The sequence below is a fragment of the Bacillus coreaensis genome (assembly GCF_050586445.1).
In the GTDB taxonomy this organism is placed as follows: Bacteria; Bacillota; Bacilli; order Bacillales; family Cytobacillaceae; genus Robertmurraya_A; species Robertmurraya_A coreaensis.
The window spans coordinates 48,348-68,128 of sequence record NZ_JBOCCY010000003.1; the positions used below are offsets into that span (position 1 = coordinate 48,348).

Sequence of the window (19,781 nt, forward strand, 5' to 3'; positions counted from 1 at the left end):
TTCTTCTCCCTGTACGTGATAGATTCTATTTAAAAAGGATTTTAGAATATGATGAAAAAATATTTATCCTATATTGAAGAAATCGTACCTTTATACTTCCCAAATGAAAAATGGGAGATTGTTCCCGGGCCAAGTGGGGAAAACAATACAACCCTATTTATTCTGGCAAACGATGAGAAACACGTACTGAGAATTTACGAAACCCATCAAGATGAAGAGAAGGTACACTTTGAACATGCTGTTTTACTAGCATTAAAAGAACGACCTCTTTCCTTATCCATTCCAGTACCGATAAGAACAAAAGATGGGGCAACTACTGTCAAAACTGGGTCCGGATTTCTTGCAGGATTGTTTCAATTTATCGATGGGACAAATCCTCCCCTAGTGGACTTTGAACAAATCTATTCATTTGGTATGGCAGCTGGTCAACTTACTGCAGAACTTGCCGAGGTCAGAGTAAATCTACTTCCCGTATATAGACCGTATTATGATATGGATCATACGCACCCAAGATGTTCATTGGATCAGATTAAAAATTTTTCCCTAAATCCATCTGAGGACTTTGTGGAATTAGCTCAAGAATTATTAATTATCTACAAACAACTAGTTTCATTTCAATACAGAGTTCCATTTTTAAAAAGACTTCCTCACCAGCTTGTCCATGGAGATTTAAATGCTTCCAACATTCTTTCGGCTGGGGATGGGAAGATTTCCGCCATTCTTGATTTTGAATTTGTTACCCATGATTTACGAGTCATGGAAGTTGCGGTTTCTATTTCCGATTTTATAGATGATGAAGAGGATGAGACCATTATTTTTAAAAAGATTTCTGCTTTCCTAACAGGATATGGAAGTAGAATTAAGCTGACAAAAGAAGAAATTCATGCCCTTCCTCTCCTCATTCAGCTTCGAAGTTTAGATGTATTTATCCATTTCCTTGGCCGTTATTGGGACGGGGTGGACTCGATTGATACAGTCAAAAAGTATATTCGAAAGGCTGCACGAAGAGTTTCATGGATTTTAAACCATCAAGAAAAGTTTATCAAATACAGTGAAAAATAGTTTGATGTCCGCAATTTTGTTGGCCCTGCGGAAGATGGATTTACTTTTTCTAAACCACATAGAAGATCCTTCTTCATCTCAGGTTAATCCTACAAAATGGTGCACAAATTGTCGGGTGGATACATTCATTTCCTGCTAATCTATTGGTAAAGGAGGGGTATAGTAGTGGATTCTCTTAAGAACATGAATGATGCAATGAAGTATATTGAGGAAAACCTTACAAACGAAATTGACTTCAAAGTGGTGGCAAGGTTAGCTCATTGTTCCGAATATCATTTTAAAAGGATGTTTTCTTTCCTTGCGGGTATTACCTTATCAAAATATATCCGCCGTATAAGACTTAGTTTAGCAGCATTTGAGCTTATAAATAGTAACATAAAAATAATTGATTTTGCGATTAATTATGGTTATAATTCGCCGGACTCTTATACTAGAGCTTTTCAAAATCTACATGGTGTAACACCATCCGAAGCAAGGAATAATGGTAAGCAATTAAAAGTCTATCCACTCATGTCCTTCCAATTATCAATTAGAGGAGGAAATGAAATGAATTATCGAATTGAACAAAAAGAAGCATTTAACATTGTTGGAATTATGAAAAGAGTACCAATTATTTTTGAAGGAGAAAACCCAGAAATCACACAGATGTGGAAGTCCTTGTCAATGGAGAAGATCATTCAATTAAAAAACCTCTCTAACGTTGAACCAAAAGGGATGATCCAAGCATCTATAAACTTTTCAGAAGGACGTATGGAGGAAAAAGGAGAGCTTGATCAGTATATCGGAGTTGCAACAACACAAGAATGCCCTGAAACCTTTTCAAAACTTGAGATTCCAGCATTAACCTGGGCGATATTTGAATCAATAGGTGCCTTTCCTAGTACGCTACAGGAAACTTGGGGAAGAATCTATTCTGAATGGTTTCCATCTTCCAACTATCAATTAACAGAAGGACCCGAAATCTTGTCGATTAAAAGTAGAGATTTAACTGCACCATCAGTGAAAAGCGAAATTTGGATACCTGTAATAAAAAATAATCCTTAATTTTATTTTAGATTTAGACTCTATGCGCCTCAATCTGAAACGGTTCTCATTTTGGACCAATTCTTAGATCAAAATAAAGTTTCCATAACCTCATTAAGAGTGTTTAATACAAAAAAGGATCGATCGAGCAACTTTACTTGCTCTTCGATCCTTTTAAATTTATAAAGTTATACGAGTGTTTTCATTGATTCTTATTTCGCAGAAAGCTCACTTTCTGTTACCCATTGATGATTGGTTACTTTTTCTCCACCTGATGTCGGAGTGTAATCCACCATGTATACAGTTGTTTGTTCAGCTGAATCAATTACTGCAGTTGCACCTTCCATCCCTTCCATATGGTCAGCTTCTACGGTAACCTCATCACCAGGTTGATAAGGTTGGTCACCAGCATCTTTAATTTCTTCGTGAATAATCCATTTGTGATTCGTTACTTTTTCTCCGCCAGTTGTAGGTGTATAAGATATAGTATAGACGGTTGTATCATAAGCACCAACAATGGTTGCTTCAGCGCCGTCCATCCCTTCCATATGGTCTGCTTTCATAATCGCTTGACTACTCAGTGCAAACGTTGGATTTTCAGCATCTTGTAGGCCTTCAGGAATTTCCCCTGATCCAGAATGATCCATTCCTTCATGACCTCCGTGACCTTCACTGCTAGTATCTTGTTCTTGTCCTGTTTCCTCATTGCTGTTATTCGAATTGTCTTGTTCATTCTCCTGATTATTGGAACATGCTGCTAAAAAAACTGCGAAAATCAAGGAAAATAGAAAAAAGATTGTACGTTTAATACTCACTATAGCAACCTCCTTTATATTATTTACAATCATACTACGATAAAAATTTGCAGAAATTGTGGAGAATGCCAAACGATATTTGCGATCTCCTTAAACCTTTAAGGAAGTTACATCATATTTTCATACCTTATTAAGTTCACAAAGCTGTCAAACTCTTAGTCGGATTCCGCAAATTTTCTGCACGAGTATTTACTATAGTGAACTTACCAAAGATAAGGAGTGTTTAAAGATAAAAAAAACTATTTTTATAAGCTTTTTATTATTATTTAGTATTACTCTAGCTGCATGTGGTAATACAGCAAATAATGTGGTGGAGGAGAAGAGTACCGACACGATAAAAGATAATAAATCCAATCAGGAGGGAAATGAGCAAGAGAAAGCTTCGTTCTACTATACCGCGGAAAAGGTAGGCATCACAAAAATCGATGCTACAACTAACAAGTCAGTGAAATCAATTGAAATTGAGGGTTCGGTTCATAATGTTCAACTTTCACCAAACGGAAAAGTAATAGGAGCTACAGTTGTTCCTGAAACTGGTGAACATGGGGGAAACGATAGTGGACATGAAGTAAAAACAGCAGGACTGGCGCTGTTTTATGATGCGGAAACAGATGAATTAATCAGTCAAGTGGAAGTCGGATCTCATCCTGCTCATATTGTGTTTACTGAGAATATGAACTATGCATTAGTAACAAACAATGATGATAATCATGTATCTGTAATAGATGTAGCAACATATAAAGTGATTCAAAATATTTCAACAGGAAATGGACCACATGGTTTTAGAGTAGCAGCCGATAGTAAAACAGCTTATATTGCAAATATGGGAGAGAACACGAATCGAACTACAAACCAGAAAAAGTGGTGGCAACCATTGAAGTGGGCGAAGGTGCCCATGAGATTGTGACGAGTGAAGACAACCAGTTCGTTTATGTAACCAATATGTATGATCATACAGTAAGCGTAATTAAAAATGATGATAACCAAGTAATTGCAACGTTAGAAGTTGGAGAGGAACCAAATGGGATTACCATAAAATGATGATTTTTTATATTAAAGCAAATTCACGTCTAATGAAATCGCTCTTTTAGGTGAAACCGATATAGGTGGTGTTAGAAACGAATCACCATCACTCTCAGAATTAATTACCAGGTCTGTATCGATATTCGGCACATAGATATAACAACGAGAGTTGACAACCAAGACATATCCAGCAAATCGATGCTGCTTGAGTTTAGCGGTGTTAAAACTGATGCATTTTATATTAAGTTTTAATAGAAAAATATAAACATGGTTTATATTTTCTTGGAAACAAAAGACCTCTCTTATTTGTCAAAGCCACATGCTTTGCAGGAATTAGCACCTTTTTAACAAATCTGTTAAATGGTTGCTGGGCTTCATAGGGCCAGTCCCTCCACCTCTCTGAATAAGAGTATTTTATATTTATATGTTTGTACTTGTTAATCATATTAGTATGTTAAATTCAGCCTGTAAAAAAGAATTTTGAAAATTCTTTGAATCAACCATTACACTAGAACTGTCAATCGATTTTTATTTATTTTAGCATTATCTTCCTTTTAAGTGAAAAGGGCATATTAATATTAGTCTTATAATAAATCACTCTATGACTTTTATCGCTTTGGGAAATTTTGATATTTGTTATAATAATCACAAATAAAGTGAAAGAAGGATAACAAATGCCAAAATGGACATTGGTGGTACTATCTTTAATCATTCTATTCCTGCTGTTATTAATTGTTGTTCCAAGAATAGCTAGGGTTTTGTTTGTAAAGAATGGTGAAAACCAAGTTGCTACTTTGTTTAAAGATATTGATAAGCAGAGTACAAAAACAATTGTAAGAGAAGACATTAAAAACCTTCCCTCTCCCGTTCAAAAGTGGTTAATACATTCCAATGTAATCGGAAAGGAAGAAGTAAAAACTGTTCGTCTTAAACAACAAGGTAGAATGAGGACAGAAAAAGGTGGCAAATGGATGCCTTCCAAAGCAGATCAGTATTTTACCATTAATGTACCAGGATTTATCTGGATTGCGGATGTTCAAATGGCACCTCTAGTGCAGTTATCTGGAATCGATTCTTATAAAGAGGGAACAGGTAAAATGAAAATTAAGCTCTTCTCTTTATTCCCAGTTGTGGATGCAGAGGGTCCTGAAATGGATTCAGGCACTATGATGCGTTTTCTTGCTGAAATGATGTGGTTTCCATCTGCTGCATTAAAACCTTATATAAAGTGGGAAGAAATTGATGAGGGCTCCGCAAAAGCTATCATGGAATATAAAGGTATTTCCGTCTCTGCTATCTTTTATTTTAATGAGGAAGGCGACATCCTCCGTTTCGTTGGAAAAAGATATAGAGAAGTAAATGGTAAGTATGTATTAAGCGATTGGGGAGGAATAAACAAAGAATTTAAAGAATTTAATGGAATTCGAATACCTAGTAAATCGGATGTTACATGGTTCGAGGAAGAAGGAGAATTTAGATGGTTTGAGGTGGAGATCACCCAACTCCAATACAACGTTCCTTCAATGTATAGGTAACTATAGGAATTATTCATTTAAATATTTTAAATTGAGCCCTTACTCAACCAGTAAGAGGCTCGTTTTGTTATGCTTGCGAGAATACAACTCTATCACAAAGATGCAAAAAATGTTAATAGTGGGCACCTTTTGAACTTTCGATTTTTTTTATTACTGTAATTTTAAATATGATGTTAAGTGACCTTACACGAATAATGAATTTTGTTAATTGTTAGATTAATATTTTTTACAACAAGGATTTCTGTATTGTCGACAGTCGACAATGCAGAAATTTATCTCAAGGGAGGATTAAGAATGAACAATGAGTTATTCAATAATAACGCATTATCAAACTTGATTAAAGAAACAATTATGAGAGATATTCTTTTAGGTAGCTTGATTCCAGGTGAAAAATTGGTAGAAGCCCAATATGCTGAAGCGTTTGGTACCAGTAGGGCACCAGTTCGTGAAGCATTCTATTTGTTAACGCTTGAAGGAATTGTAAAAAGAATTCCTAGGAAAGGAACCGTAGTCCGGGGGTTTTCTTCTGAGGAAACAAAGGATTTGATCGAGATTAGATGTTTCCTAGAAAATATGGCTCTCGAAAAATTACGGAATAAAAATAATGAAAACTACCTCCAAACTATGGAGGATATTATCATTAAAACAAAGGATAAACAAAGTTATGAGTATGCGGAACTAAATTACCAATTTCATCAGCAATTGATAGTAGCAAGTGAAAGTGAAGTTATTAAATTGAATTACGAACGTTTAGGGAATATCTTGTTATCTATTCAAAATGTAGCATTTATGAAAGAGGAAGATGTTAGAAAATCGATTAGTGAACATGAACAATTAGTTAAATATCTTTATGAGAAAAATATCGATGATGCGAAAAAGTTACTTGATTCTCATAACCGAAGTGTCTTTGACAGAGTCGAAAGAAATGTTCAGGGTTACAAAGAACATATTGAGAGCTAATCAATTAATTACAATTAAAAAATTAGGAGAGTAGAATGGAGAATATCTTATTGCTGTTAATTGGTATGATTGCAGCTATTTTTGGTTCACTGGTTGGGCTTGGTGGTGGTTTTATTATTGTCCCTAGTTTAGCACTTTTATATAGTTATCCCGTTGCGGACATTGTTGGAACATCCATGGCTGTTTTAGTGTTTAGCTCCCTCACGAGTACGTTTGTATTTGCTAAGCAAAAAAGAATCGATTATAAAAGTGGTGGCTTATTTGCATTCGCTATGATACCGGGTTCAATCCTTGGAGCTTGGATAACCGATTTTATTACAAGTAAAGCTTTTTTTATATCTTTTGGTGTATTCATGTTATTGATGGCGATCAGCTTAATATTAAAGCCTAGTAAGGGAATATCCTTCAAGCCGACAACGAATAGAACAATAATAGACTCAACAGGTAAGGAATATTCATTTTCTTTTAATCTAAAGGTGGGTACCTTTATTGCCATCTTGGTTGGATTCTTATCGAGTTTATTTGGTATTGGTGGGGGATCGGTTATGGTTCCAACGATGGTTTTATTACTTACCTTTCCTGTGCATATTGCGACTGCAACCTCGACATTTTTTATTTTGATTACAGCGGTGATTGGATCCATATCTCATATGATGTTTGATCATATTTTATGGGGAAAAGTTATATTTTTAGCACTTGGTTCATTAGTAGGGGGACACTTTGGAGCAAAGCTAGCAGCCAAACTCCCAGAAAAAACAATACTAGGTGTTTTATCTACTTGCTTGATCGTTGTAGCGATACGATTGATGTTTAATTAACTATGGTAGCCATGGGATAAAACCTAACAAGATATTGACAAGAAAAGATGGATTTATAGAAAAATATGTAATTTAATCTTACAACTATGTAGATGGTAAAAAAAATATCTGCTAGTCTAATAACAAGTTAAAGGAAAGCTGAAGTTATTCAAAAGAATTCGCTTGATCTCTAGACAGTAATAATGACTCGTATGATTAAGTAGATTAGTCAAATAAATTGTCGACAATCGACATTCTTAAACCAAGTTTGAGTTTAATAAAAGAAAGGGGCTGCTCATGTGACAAAGGACATTTGTTTTGAAAGTGCACGAAGTCTAGCGAGTAAGATTCGTGAGCGAAAGCTTTCCGCTCGAGAAGTAGTCGAAGCTCATCTGGAACAAATTAAGCAGATAAATCCTACAGTAAATGCCATTGTTTCACTTGATGAAGAGCAACCGTTGAAGTCAGCTATGGCTGCAGATGAAAGGTTAGCTTCGGGAAAAGATATTGGTCCCCTACACGGTTTACCTATTGCCATTAAAGATACCCACAATGCAACAGGATTTCTCACTACATATGGATCTCCTATTTTCCGTGAGAACATGGCTTCTGCAGATGATCTTATTGTTGAACGATTACGTGCAGCCGGAGCTATAGTGATTGGAAAGACAAATGTCCCCGAATTTGCTGCTGGCTCTCACACTTTCAATAAAGTCTTTGGTGTTACTCGAAATCCCTACAATCCTAAAAAAACAGCGGGAGGCAGTAGTGGTGGCGCAGCCGTAGCCGTAGCCTGCGGAATGATTCCGTTAGCAGATGGAAGCGATATGGGAGGATCCTTGCGATATCCGGCTTGTTTTAATAATGTTGTAGGCCTTCGAACCTCTCCTGGGAGGATTCCATATCCTAAGGCAGCGTTATACTCGCCGTTAGGAGTACAAGGCCCTATGGCAAGAGATGTGGACGATGCTGCTTTCATGCTGTCAGTCATTGCTGGACCGGATTATCGTTCACCTCTATCCATTGAGGAATCGGGAAGCGTATTTTCAACCAACTTTAATCGTGATTTGAAAGAATTACGAATTGCTTGGTCAGCCGATTTAGGTGGTATTCTCCCCGTTGACACTGAGGTGAGAAGAAACCTTGAACAACAAGTTCGTATTTTTGAAGAAATGGGTTGTTATGTTGAAGAAGCTTGTCCGGATTTAGCGAATGCTGAAGAAGTATTCCAAGTCTTACGTGCATATGAATTTGAGCTTACCTATTCAGATCTTTTTGACCGCTTCAAAGAAATGATGAAACCAAGTTTCATTTGGAATGTGGAAAAAGGCCGTAGCTTGAACGCCATTAAGATGGGTCGCGCCGAAAACCTGCGCTTCCAACTTTACAATAACATGCGTGCTTTCTTTGAAAAATATGATGCGTTATTATTACCGGTCAGCCAAGTTCCAGCCTTTGATGCTGACCTTGAGTACCCAGCAAGTATTGATGGCGTTCAAATGGAAAATTATATTGATTGGATGCGGTCTTGTTATTATATTTCTGCTACCGGGAACCCTTCATTGTCCGTTCCTAGTGGTTTTACAAAAGAGGGACTTCCTCTTGGGATTCAAATTGTTGGCCCACATAGAGGAGATTACGAAGTATTGAGAATAGGGGCTGCTTATGAGCAAGCAACCGGATACGGGAAAAAGCGTCCTGCACTGGCTTTAAGGCAGGATGTAGAAATAACTTAGGTAATATTGAATTGAATAGAAAAAATATCTTTTTTATTTTCTGATAACTAATAATATTCAGATTAATGAATGTTATTGGTTTAAATAAATTTTTGATAAAGGGAAGGTGCATTCATATGTTAGATAAGCTTTTTGACAGATTACAAGAATTATATCCAGAAATGGTGAATTTTCGCCGAGATCTTCATATGTATCCCGAGCTATCACATCATGAAGTCAATACACCTAAAAAGGTTGCAGAGTACCTGACCAAATTAGGAATAGAGGTCAGAACTGAAGTTGGAGGAAGAGGAGTTGTTGGGTTATTAAGGGGAGGAAAGCCAGGAAAAACCGTTGCGCTTCGTGCTGATTTTGATGCTCTCCCCATCCAGGAGGAAACGGATGTTGAGTATAAATCACGTGTTCCTGGAGTCATGCACTCTTGTGGCCATGATATACATACGGCTGCATTACTAGGGGTGGCGACCGTGTTAAGTGAAATCAAAGAACACATTCCAGGAAATATCGTATTTCTCCATCAATTTGCTGAAGAAGTCATTCCTGGCGGGGCAAAGGCAATGATTGAGGATGGCTGTCTAGATGGGGTAGATGTGGTATATGGTGCTCACGTTTCTTCCATTCAACCTCTAGGAATCGTAGGAATCAAAGAAGGGGATGCAATGGCGGCCGGAGATACGATTGAAATAGATATTTTCGGACGAGGGGGACATGCGGCAACTCCACATTTAACAATAGATCCTATCACAGTTGGAAGCCAGTTGATTGTGAACTTGCAGCAAGTAGTAAGTAGAAAAGTAGACCCTGTGAAACCAGCTGTTGTCTCTATTGCTGCTTTCAACGCGGGTTCAGGATTTAACGTAATTCCAGATAAAGCGAAGATTACAGGAACGGTTCGAACATTTGATGAAGATGTCCGTGATATGATTGAACAATTGATTGGCGATATCGTCGAGTCAACTTGTAAAGGGATGGGTGCGACAGCTTCGTATCGATATGTAAGAGGCTATCCAGCTGTTAAAAATGATCCAGCTGAGACAAAAAGGCTGGAAGGGTTGGCCAAACAGCTATTTGGAGAAGACAATGTTCATGCATTACTACCACAAATGGGGATGGAGGATTTCGCGTATTATTTACAAGAAAAACCAGGGACCTTTGTTTACGTTGGCGGTGCTTCAGAATTAATTGAGGAATACCCGCATCATCACCCGAAATTTAATGTTGATGAGCGCTCGATGATTGATATTGGAAAACTGTTTATCTCTGCTGTATTTGATTATTTAACAGAAAGGGAAAGTAGCCAAACAGAATTAGTTCAAACCTCAGCAAAGTAAATCTTAACAGATATTGAGAAAAGGCAATTACTATTTTTTTTAAAACGTCAAGGTAAATGGATAGCTTCCGATTACCTTGAAGTATCAAACAGAAACTAGATTGCAAAAAAGTAGTTTACTATTAAGGAGGTCATAGAATGGAAGAGGTATTAACTTTAGCAAACAGTACCCCGGTATGGATTATAGCTAGTGTATTTGCTTTCATTGTCATTTTCCAAGCACTGATCTTTTTGCGTATAACATCAAAAACAGCTCCAAGTATTGGAATGACCTCGCTTGAAACGAAAAGAGCGATAAGGACCGGATTTATAAGCAGTCTTGGTCCATCGTTTGGAATTGTTGTTGTTATTATTTCGCTTATTGCAGTCCTCGGCGGTCCGATGACTTTGGCACGAATCGGAATCATTGGGTCAGCGGCAACTGAATTAACGGCTGCCGGGATTGGAGCGAATGCCTATGGTGTGGAGTTAAACTCATCTGAATTTGGGCTAGTAGCATTTACTAATGCAGTTTGGACGATGTGCCTCGGGGGAACGGGTTGGCTCATTTTTACTGCACTTTTTACAAAATCCCTAGGGAAAGCACAGAAAAAGATTGAGAAGAAGAATGCGACCATGATAACAGTTGTTTCTACTGCAGCCATGCTTGGAGCCTTTGGTTATCTTGCCAGTCAACAAATGGCAAATGGTTTTAGTGAAACCTTAACAGTTATTATCTCAGCGGTCATGATGATGATGATCTTAACGTTAGCGAAGAAAATGAATATTCGGTGGCTTTCTGAATGGGCATTGGGCATTTCACTTGTGGTCGGTTTGACCATTGGTTATCTATCTACGCTTATTTAATAATAGGAGGGATGTAACAAATGGCGGTTACAAGGTCTGTAGAAGTTGAAGTGACGAGTAGAAGTGTTGAATTTAGTTCTGACACAATGGGGATGGAAACCTTTCATAAACAGTCCGATTTTTGGGGACGGCTAACTTTATGGACACTTATTGCCGTGTCGTTTGTTCCCCCATTATATTTTTCCTTTATACTAGGCTATCATCCGGGGTGGTCAGCTATTCTTGGAGGTTTAGTCGGTTATGCTGCCTTCGTGGGTGTTATGTGGTTTTTAGAACCAATCACCTACTACCCAATTTTAGGGAAATCCGGTACGTATATTGCATTTCTCACAGGAAATATTGCCAATATGTGTCTTCCTTGTGCAGCAGCGGCTCAAGAATCTGTTGGTGCTGAGCCTGGAACGAAAAAGGCGGAACTCGCAGGTACTTTAGGGATCGCGACCGCGTCATTAACCAATATTATCGTGGTCATTGTATCCGTTTTAGGAGGAACGTTCCTTCTATCTATTATCCCGCAATCCGTTCAAGACGCTCTTCAGTTTATCCTTCCGGCTATCTTTGGGGGCGTTCTTGGTCAGTTCGCTATGAAAAAACCATTATACGGCCTTATTGCACTTTTGATTGGGATGGCCGTTTTGTTTTCTCCAATCATGGCTTTATTTAAACTCGTATTATGCGTTGTCTTAACGGTAGCTGTTGTGCTTTTCATGGAAAAATTAAAAGGCACTAAAAATGCCTAAAAAAGTATTTTAAGAGGTCTGTCATTTTGGCAGATCTCTTTTTATAGGTAACATTACAGATGTCTTATTTTAGAAATTCCTAGTGCTCCATTTTTCCATAAAATGTTTTCAACTATATGCCACTGATGCTGTTCGCACCGTATCATTAAAACAATTTCTGATGAAAAAGATTTTGTTTCGCTTTTAGTTCTTTTTATTAATAACATTTTTATTAAAAATCCTATAAGTAAACCGCTAACTGCGCCGATAATGCCCCATATAATGGGACCCCATTCTAAGACATAGCCATATATCGCTCCTAATAGCATCAAACATGTACCTAATATGGCGGCACCATCAAACAAACTAAATCCATCTGCTTTATGAATCGTATCAAACAGTTGTCCAGGTTCCATTTTTTTATCAAGTGGTACTGCTAAGATCTTATCATTTGTGATTTCATTTTGTTCCAATTCCGTTATAGTTAATTCAATAATAATTGAATTTTCAAAGGTAGCAATGACAAACAAAATTTTCACACTCCTTTTATATGGGAGGTTTAAAATTCTTATTTTGGTATTTATTTCGTAAGAATAAGGACATTTCTTTTTCAAATAGTTTGTTGTGCTCAACTGCCGAAACATAAGAATCATAAACGACAAAAAGGTATATCGATGGAAAGTATAGTGTCCATTGCATATTAAGGACCTCTTTAGCTTGTACAAAATTCCCCAACATTGAAAGGTGGATGGCATGCAGAATATGTCCAAAATAACATATTGCTACAGTATAAATAAAAATGAAAAAACCAGATATGACATTATGAAGGTAAAGATGCCCAAGACCTGGGAATAGAACTGACCATACTAAGGCAACCCATGGTTTCCGTTTATCTAAATAGTTCATGTCCCAAGTACCCATTTTAATAGGTAAAATAGGTGCATCTTCTCGGTCTGCTAATATATATTGTTTATTTAAATCGATGGTTGTACGATAACTATCCCATATACCAAACATATAAATAGACACATATAGCATTAACCAGCGTTCATCTAATACTTCTTTTGCTTTGTCAAAGTTACCTAATAATGAATATAGGATACCAAGGTTTACATTAGCCATTTGATTGATGAATGTTTCCCATAAAATCAAAATAAAGGCAGCAGCATACCGGTGGTGCATTAGATGCCCGAATCCTGGATAAGAAAACGAAAAAAAAGCTACAACCCATGGGTTTTTTAAATGAATTTGACCCGTTGTTAATTGAGATAAAAAAGCCCTTTGTCTTCGGTAGGGGGGGATTTGATTCATAATATAATTCTACCTCGCTGGTCTTTGCATATTCGATAAGGATAACTGTAAATTTAACCCCTTATATGAACTGATTTATTCTTACTCAATTTCTCTATATTTTTCCATTTTCTGTTTCTAAAATACTCCGTTTTTAACTTTCCCTACTAATAAATTCCTAGTCAGACAACGTTCAATTAAATTTGATAACAAAGTGGGCGATATCGATAAAAGAAATCGATTAGACGAAGCTCCATTTAGCTACAAAATTACTAAAAATAATACTGTTCTATCGATTATTATGGAAAACAAGTAAAATTATTAAAAAGGGAAAGATACTGAAACAATTTTAGAAAAAATTAAAATAGCTGAAAATGTAAAAGCAGTGCAGCTTATATTTGGCAAAGATAACAGGGAATTTTAAAAGAGGAAATAAACGTATGATGAACTCTAAGAATTTGTGAAGATGATGAACAAGTTATTTAACAAATGATATCGTTTGTGATTGCAGGAGCACCTTACCTCGTGGTGCTCTTTCTAAAATTAACGTTCCGGGCTTTCTCAAGCCGATTGTCTTTTCTTATAATGGTTTATAATATACTGCGCCATCCCATAAGCAATCATTGAAATGGTAAAATCTAAAAAGAATAGGTGAACAATGGTAAGCCCCTTTGTGATGGAGACAAGACCTACTAAAATCTCAATAGGTGCAAAACCAAAAGCAAATAATGCACTAAGTCCAGCCGTCCATAAAATGAAAGGTTTTTCTTGATTTGTACAATATTGATAAAGAAGCATAAAGGATACAGGTAAAATGGATGCTGTTATCCCAAAAGCTTGTGGCAAAAAGGGCATGAGGAAATAATAATGGTCAATATAACCTTGTCTTATAAGTGCTAGATCTGTATAGGTCCATAACATATGTACGGTATAACCAAAGAAAAGAATTTTAAAAGTTCTATTTCGGTCAAGCTTAATCAGAAGCACAACCAGTGGAACTAGTAAGCAGAGTAGTAAGACCCAGAACTGCCAGTTTCCCCAGTCAGAATGCTCATGCCAATAAGAATACATTAAAGAGGTAACACTCTTACTCGACTCGTTTATTTCCTTCCAATATTGCATAACTGGCACACTAACACCTCATTTTAAGCTGAAAAGCTACAATATCCGAGTTACGGGGAGCCTTTCCAATTTCCTGCTTCAATCACATGTTATTAAATTAGCCAAGGACTTTCTTTTTATGCAAAAATACGGTAAAAGCAGAGGATAATTTATTTAAGATCAGTTCTAAACAAACGGAGAGTGTTGTGAAAGGGAACTTTTTACATAGTAGTTCGTAGTAATTAAATATAGGAATATTTTGGGAGGTGCATGAATGTTTAGAGTAAAACCTCAATGCTCAAATTGCAATAAAGAAATAAAAGGAAATGAAGTAGTTTATGTGAAAATGCGTTACCCAGAGAGAAAAGGTATGACGGAGATAACGGCCTTTTTACGAAATGAGGGACAATTAATTTGTGAAGATTGTTTTAATAAGAAACCTTATTAATCAACTATCCGACTATTGAAGGTCGATGTTATAAAGGACATTGAAGAGATCTGGGAAAGGTGTGGGATAAACATTGTCTTATCACATTTGAGTTAGAGCAGGTGCAGTAATAATACAAGATGATTCGATTCTCTTAATTGAATTTATTGACGAAAACGGTCTACATTATAATTTGCCAGCAGGTGATGTTGAACCGAACGAAACGATTATAGAGGCTGTTCAAAGAGAAGTACTCGAAGAAGCGTCTATTGATGTAGAAGTTGGTCCATTAGCATTTGTTTACGAGTATGCACCACACCTCAACTCTAATAGATACGGAAAAACGCACTCACTGAGTTTAATGTTTGAATGTAAAATGAAAAAAGGCTCAAGTCCGAGATTCCCAACTAATCCAGATCCAAATCAGACTGGTGTCAAATGGGTTAAGCTAACTGATTTAAAGAATGTTGTTTTGTACCCAAACATCAGTGAACATATCATTAACTACATGGAAAATAAAAAAACTTTAGAGATAATTGAAGAACATTGCTTAGAAGAATACGTTTGATCGACTGGTACATACAGCTGCTTAATGCAGCCTTTTTTTTTCGCCTCCTATATAGAGTATAAATCTCCTGCTATTCAAAATAATAATTAAAAAGGACGGTGCATAGGTGAAAAATGAACAATTAGACTTGCTTGATAAAATCATGAATGCCGAGATAAATCAGAACACTGGATGGATAGAATATTGGGAGACATATTCTCATTTTTTCACCTGGCAATTTTGGGTTGCCCTCGCTATGTTTATATTTCCATTGATCATAGTCATCTTATTTATTGACCGAAGAAAAATATTCCAAATTGGCTTTTATGGATATAGCGTTCATGTATTTTTCACCTATACGGATATAATAGGAACGAGTAATGGGCAATGGATATATCCTTATAAACTTCACCCTTTTATCCCAGCAAGTTTGACACTTGATGCTTCATTAGTACCAGTAATCTACATGATGCTTTATCAGTATACATTAAATAAAGGGAAAAATTATTACATATGGATAACAGTTCTATGCCTAACTTTAGCCTTTATATTTAAACCACTTTTGGTGGGAATTGGTCTATTCCATTTTCGTAAGAAAGAAAATTTCTTCATTCTATTTATAGGTTATGCTGTTGTTGCTCTTATTTCAAAATGGATCACAGACCTATTTATCTTTTTGAAGAAAACATCAAAATTTAGTTTGTACCGAGGGTAGTAATTCAATAGGTGTTATTGATTTCCATATATAAAGAATTACAACGGGAATAGACTTTCTTAATCGCTTCATTTGAGGCGATTATTTTATTTTCTTCTATACTAGATGTGAAAGCAGGAAGTTCATGGAAAATATTCTTGCGTAGGACTTCCACTTTTTTGCTGGAACAGGTCCATACGTCAGTTATAGCTAAAAGTTATAACAAGAGATAGATATATAGTGTTACGTTATAGTGATTATCCTATGCTACACTTACCTTAGATCAGAAAATTAAGAGTATTTAAAAGAAAGAGGGAGAGCATTTATGACAAAAACACTAGTTAAAGCACCATTTCGAGCGGATCATGTAGGTAGCTTATTACGACCAGAGAGAATTCATCAGGCAAGAAGAAATTTCCAAGCAGGCCATCTTACTGCACAAGAACTACACGAGATTGAAACGGAAGAGATTAAACACATCGTTGACAAGCAAATTGAAGTCGGGCTACAAGCGGTTACAGATGGAGAATTTCGTCGTAGATTTTGGCATACTGATTTTCTTGAACATTTACATGGGGTAGAGGGATATGTTCCGGACCATGGTTTTGCCTTCAAAGGGGAGGAAACGGAAAGATACGATGTGCGTGTGACCGGGAAAATCTCGTTTAATCCAAATCACCCTCATATCAAAGAATTTATCGAATTTAAAGAAATCGTTGGGGACCGTGCGGTGGCGAAACAAACGATCCCAAGTCCAAACCAATTATTTAATGCCGGTATTCGGAATCTAGACATTTATCCAGACCTTGAAGAATTTACAAATGATGTGATTCAAACTTATCGTGATGCCATCAAAGCGTTTTATGATGCAGGCTGCCGTTACTTACAATTAGATGATGTATACATTGCGGGTCTCAATGCACCGAACATTCCCTTTAATGATAGTGGGTATTCTCGCGAGGAATTGATAGATTTAGCTCTACGTGTGGTGAACGGAGTATTAGAAAACAAACCGGAAGATCTCATTGTAACCACTCACCTTTGCCGTGGAAACTACCGTTCAAAATGGGCCTTTGAAGGTAGTTACGCAAAAATTGCCCCAACCTTATTTGCAAAAGAAAAAGTGAATGGGTTTTTCTTAGAATATGATGATGATCGTTCAGGTGATTTCGGACCCTTGGAATACATCCCAAATGGTGGAGCACAAGTCGTGCTAGGTGTATTCACCTCAAAACATGGGGAATTAGAAGATAAGGAAAATATTAAAGCACGTATAGAAGAGGCGACAAAATATGTGCCATTAGAACAATTATGTATCAGTCCTCAATGCGGATTTGCTTCTACGCATCATGGAAATATTTTAACAGAGGAAGAGCAGTGGGCGAAGCTGAAATACATTGTAGATATTTCTAAAGAGATCTGGGGATAAGATTTAAACGAACACCTTTTGGCGGGTGTTCGTTATTTTATAATATCGGAAAGGGCATTTAGTTCATCTTATCTATGCTTGGACCTGTAATTGTCGATGTAAGAATTTACAGTCAAGAATGAACCGATCAAGAATAATATTATTCCCGATATACTAGTAGGATACAAGAGTTCCCACATTTTAACCCCTCCTTGTTTATATCGTATTAAGATGCTTTGTTATTTAAAATCATATCATGTTGAGATATAATTAACAACATAAAAAGAGTGGATTCCCTGTTATCAAAAAATGCTTTGATTCGGGTAATCTCAAAGGGTTTAGAGTGATTAGAGAAACGGCAACTAATGGTGCATTTCCAAATTTGAGGAGGATATATTGATGAAACATTTAATTGATGAGTATAAAGAAAGTTACAACAAAATGGTTACAGAAATTGAAGGGTTAACACAAGAGCAAATCTTATATAAACCATCTGAGAATAGCTGGAGTATAAGAGAAATCGTCATACATGTTACGGATGCAGAGTTAGTACATGTTCATCGAATGAAGTCCGTTTTATCAGAAAATAATCCCATACTGACTGCCTTTGATCAAGATGCATGGACATCTAAATTGCAAACACAATCCCTTGATCATCAGCTGTATATTTCATTGTTAGATGCTATGATTAACAGTTTTGTCCCTATTTTAACTAATCTAGGCGAGAATGATTTTTTGCGCGTAGGTACCCACAATATAGAAGGAGAATTTACGTTTAAAGAGTTGTTCGAACACTCGATAGAACATATCCAAAACCATGTGGAGCAGATTCGAAAGATAAAGAAAGAAATTCTGTGAAAATTTGATTCTAATCAAATCCCTTTTTAAAAGAAAGGTATAGAATATAGCTATTAACATAAAAGGAGGTACAACAATAGGGAGAAAAAACTATAAATAGACCCGAGTAAAGTCCATTAATTAGAGTCTTGTAGAAATGCATCCCTCACATTTTTACAGTAACTGCCTTGTAAGTTTAATGCTTTCAGGGCTTTTTTAAAAATTTTGTGAAAACAGAGATTCATTTCTTTCTAATAATTCAAGGGTGGTGTGAAATAATGTTATATCAAGTAACTTTATATGTTCTAGGAATCTGCTGTTTAGATAAGTTATCATCCATTCAGAAAGAAGTGGAGGGATTAGTGGGGGTAATTTCCTTTAAAGGGTATTCTCCAAAGGGAAAGATAGTTATTGAATTCAAACCTCACTCCTTATCCACTTCGGAAATTGTTGGTAAGGTCGAAGATCAAGGTTTTGCGGTAATCAAGAAAGTGCAGAGAGAATTTTTCCAGGAAATATATAATTAATTGAAGTTTGTCTTATAATGAAGTAACTAATGCTTCTTTTTTAAATAAATGGAAGGAGGCTACTTTCATGCCATTAGAAATAGTCCGCAACGATCTGACAAAGATGAAGGTTGATGCGATTGTAAATGCTGCAAATACCGAATTAAAAATGGGTGGAGGCGTTTGTGGGGCGATTTTTCGTGCCGCTGGTGTGAAAGAGTTATCACTAGCCTGTGATGTTTTAGGAAGATGTTCCGTTGGAGAAGCAGTCCTTACAGAAGGATTTAGGTTACCGGCAAAATATATCATACATACGCCAGGGCCCATTTGGAAAGGGGGGGTTCATCAAGAATCCAAGCTGCTAAAGAATTCATATGAACATTCTCTAAAGTTAGCTAAGAAATATCAATGTAAATCCATTGCCTTTCCACTCATTTCGACAGGGATCTACGGATATCCAAAAGAAAAGGCCTTACAAATGGCTGTTTCTACCATTAGTCAATTTCTCTTACATCATGACATGCTTGTTTATTTAGTCGTGTTTGACAGAACTTCCTTTATGTTAAGCCAAAAGCTTTTCTCATCTATCTATGAATATATTGATGAACATTATGTGGAAGAAGTAGAACTGACTTTTCATCGCCGACAAGACCGCTACATATTTGAACAATTGCAAGAGTCTGTGACTTTACCAGAAGATTTTTACGAAAAAAAGAACGAGCCCCTACTAGAAAATAGTCTAGCGCATCTCGTAGATGAACTTGATGAATCTTTTTCGGAACGATTACTTCGCCTGATTGATGAAAGAGGGATGACGGATGTGGAGACCTATAGAAGGGCGAATATGGATCGACGCTTATTTTCAAAAATACGTAATAAAGTAGATTACACTCCTACCAAAAAAACAGCCCTTGCCTTATCCATTTCTTTGCATCTCAATGTACACGAAACCAACGATTTGCTGTCAGCAGCCGGATATACATTGTCGAGGAGCAGTAAATTAGATGTTATAATTGAATTTTTTATCCAACAAGGCAATTATAATATTCACGAAATCAATGAAGCACTATTTGCTTTTGATCAACCGTTACTAGGTGCGTAAAGGTCGCTTTCGAAGCGACCTTT

At 36.5% G+C, this 19,781-nt stretch carries 21 protein-coding genes, 1 pseudogene and 1 riboswitch; of the genes and pseudogenes, 18 read left to right on the forward strand and 4 right to left on the reverse strand.

What is annotated here, in order from left to right; genetic code table 11:
- Positions 1–48 precede the first annotated feature (48 nt).
- Both ACQ5H4_RS06185 and ACQ5H4_RS06190 read left to right on the forward strand, forming a co-directional pair.
- Positions 49–1,062: a phosphotransferase gene (locus ACQ5H4_RS06185; protein WP_430774095.1), complete on the forward strand. Its 1,014-nt coding sequence runs from the start codon at positions 49–51 to the stop codon at positions 1,060–1,062.
- A 165-nt stretch (positions 1,063–1,227) separates the two neighbouring features.
- Entirely contained in the window at positions 1,228–2,106 is an 879-nt protein-coding gene (locus ACQ5H4_RS06190; RefSeq protein ID WP_430774096.1) for an AraC family transcriptional regulator, read from the forward strand.
- A 191-nt stretch (positions 2,107–2,297) separates the two neighbouring features.
- On the opposite strand, the gene ACQ5H4_RS06195 is transcribed toward ACQ5H4_RS06190, so the two are convergent.
- Entirely contained in the window at positions 2,298–2,933 is a 636-nt protein-coding gene (locus tag ACQ5H4_RS06195) for a YdhK family protein (protein ID WP_430774365.1), read from the reverse strand.
- A gap of 277 nt (positions 2,934–3,210) precedes the next feature.
- Between ACQ5H4_RS06195 and ACQ5H4_RS06200 the strand changes: the two genes are divergently transcribed.
- From ACQ5H4_RS06200 to ACQ5H4_RS06240, 9 genes are all read left to right on the forward strand, one after another.
- Positions 3,211–3,807, forward strand: a complete 597-nt coding sequence (locus tag ACQ5H4_RS06200; RefSeq protein ID WP_430774097.1) for a YncE family protein — start codon at positions 3,211–3,213, stop codon at positions 3,805–3,807.
- Positions 3,780–3,941 carry a YncE family protein gene (locus ACQ5H4_RS06205; protein ID WP_430774098.1) on the forward strand — a complete coding sequence of 54 codons (162 nt, stop codon included), beginning with the start codon at positions 3,780–3,782 and terminating at the stop codon, positions 3,939–3,941. Before ACQ5H4_RS06200 ends, ACQ5H4_RS06205 begins: the two co-directional genes overlap by 28 nt.
- A gap of 281 nt (positions 3,942–4,222) precedes the next feature.
- A riboswitch (SAM riboswitch) is annotated at positions 4,223–4,333 on the reverse strand.
- 264 nt (positions 4,334–4,597) lie between these two features.
- The gene (locus tag ACQ5H4_RS06210) at positions 4,598–5,458 is read left to right on the forward strand and encodes a DUF6544 family protein (protein ID WP_430774099.1); all 861 of its coding nucleotides are present in this window, start codon (positions 4,598–4,600) and stop codon (positions 5,456–5,458) included.
- Between the two features lie 294 nt (positions 5,459–5,752).
- Complete coding sequence (locus ACQ5H4_RS06215) at positions 5,753–6,418, forward strand: GntR family transcriptional regulator (protein ID WP_430774100.1); 666 nt, start codon at positions 5,753–5,755, stop codon at positions 6,416–6,418.
- 35 nt (positions 6,419–6,453) lie between these two features.
- Entirely contained in the window at positions 6,454–7,236 is a 783-nt protein-coding gene (locus ACQ5H4_RS06220; protein ID WP_430774101.1) for a sulfite exporter TauE/SafE family protein, read from the forward strand.
- Positions 7,237–7,514: 278 nt separating this feature from the next.
- On the forward strand, positions 7,515–8,951 hold the full coding sequence (locus tag ACQ5H4_RS06225; protein ID WP_430774102.1) for an amidase: 1,437 nt from the start codon (positions 7,515–7,517) through the stop codon (positions 8,949–8,951).
- A gap of 116 nt (positions 8,952–9,067) precedes the next feature.
- Positions 9,068–10,282 (forward strand): M20 metallopeptidase family protein, encoded by a 1,215-nt coding sequence (locus ACQ5H4_RS06230; protein ID WP_430774103.1) that lies wholly within the window; start codon positions 9,068–9,070, stop codon positions 10,280–10,282.
- A 137-nt stretch (positions 10,283–10,419) separates the two neighbouring features.
- Positions 10,420–11,127 carry a DUF5058 family protein gene (locus tag ACQ5H4_RS06235; protein WP_430774104.1) on the forward strand — a complete coding sequence of 236 codons (708 nt, stop codon included), beginning with the start codon at positions 10,420–10,422 and terminating at the stop codon, positions 11,125–11,127.
- Positions 11,128–11,147: 20 nt separating this feature from the next.
- The gene (locus tag ACQ5H4_RS06240) at positions 11,148–11,867 is read left to right on the forward strand and encodes a small-conductance mechanosensitive channel (protein ID WP_430774105.1); all 720 of its coding nucleotides are present in this window, start codon (positions 11,148–11,150) and stop codon (positions 11,865–11,867) included.
- A gap of 53 nt (positions 11,868–11,920) precedes the next feature.
- Here ACQ5H4_RS06240 and ACQ5H4_RS06245 read toward each other — a convergent pair whose 3' ends face one another.
- The 3 genes from ACQ5H4_RS06245 to ACQ5H4_RS06255 all read right to left on the reverse strand — a co-directional run bounded on the left by ACQ5H4_RS06245 (position 11,921) and on the right by ACQ5H4_RS06255 (position 14,258).
- Complete coding sequence (locus ACQ5H4_RS06245; RefSeq protein WP_430774106.1) at positions 11,921–12,376, reverse strand: hypothetical protein; 456 nt, start codon at positions 12,374–12,376, stop codon at positions 11,921–11,923.
- 16 nt (positions 12,377–12,392) lie between these two features.
- Positions 12,393–13,157 (reverse strand): hypothetical protein, encoded by a 765-nt coding sequence (locus tag ACQ5H4_RS06250; RefSeq protein WP_430774107.1) that lies wholly within the window; start codon positions 13,155–13,157, stop codon positions 12,393–12,395.
- Between the two features lie 540 nt (positions 13,158–13,697).
- Complete coding sequence (locus ACQ5H4_RS06255; protein WP_430774366.1) at positions 13,698–14,258, reverse strand: hypothetical protein; 561 nt, start codon at positions 14,256–14,258, stop codon at positions 13,698–13,700.
- A gap of 253 nt (positions 14,259–14,511) precedes the next feature.
- On the opposite strand from ACQ5H4_RS06255, the gene ACQ5H4_RS06260 reads away from it, so the two are divergent.
- The 7 genes and pseudogenes from ACQ5H4_RS06260 (at position 14,512) to ACQ5H4_RS06290 (ending at position 19,758) form a co-directional block, all read left to right on the forward strand.
- On the forward strand, positions 14,512–14,685 hold the full coding sequence (locus tag ACQ5H4_RS06260) for a Fe3+ hydroxamate ABC transporter substrate-binding protein (protein WP_430774108.1): 174 nt from the start codon (positions 14,512–14,514) through the stop codon (positions 14,683–14,685).
- A 73-nt stretch (positions 14,686–14,758) separates the two neighbouring features.
- Positions 14,759–15,232, forward strand: a pseudogene (locus ACQ5H4_RS06265) (NUDIX domain-containing protein).
- 106 nt (positions 15,233–15,338) lie between these two features.
- On the forward strand, positions 15,339–15,926 hold the full coding sequence (locus ACQ5H4_RS06270; RefSeq protein ID WP_430774109.1) for a CBO0543 family protein: 588 nt from the start codon (positions 15,339–15,341) through the stop codon (positions 15,924–15,926).
- 304 nt (positions 15,927–16,230) lie between these two features.
- On the forward strand, positions 16,231–17,334 hold the full coding sequence (locus tag ACQ5H4_RS06275; RefSeq protein ID WP_430774110.1) for a 5-methyltetrahydropteroyltriglutamate--homocysteine S-methyltransferase: 1,104 nt from the start codon (positions 16,231–16,233) through the stop codon (positions 17,332–17,334).
- A gap of 378 nt (positions 17,335–17,712) precedes the next feature.
- Positions 17,713–18,171, forward strand: a complete 459-nt coding sequence (locus ACQ5H4_RS06280; RefSeq protein WP_430774111.1) for a DinB family protein — start codon at positions 17,713–17,715, stop codon at positions 18,169–18,171.
- A gap of 257 nt (positions 18,172–18,428) precedes the next feature.
- Entirely contained in the window at positions 18,429–18,677 is a 249-nt protein-coding gene (locus tag ACQ5H4_RS06285; protein ID WP_430774112.1) for a hypothetical protein, read from the forward strand.
- A 67-nt stretch (positions 18,678–18,744) separates the two neighbouring features.
- Entirely contained in the window at positions 18,745–19,758 is a 1,014-nt protein-coding gene (locus tag ACQ5H4_RS06290) for a macro domain-containing protein (protein WP_430774113.1), read from the forward strand.
- The last annotated feature ends 23 nt before the right edge of the window (positions 19,759–19,781 follow it).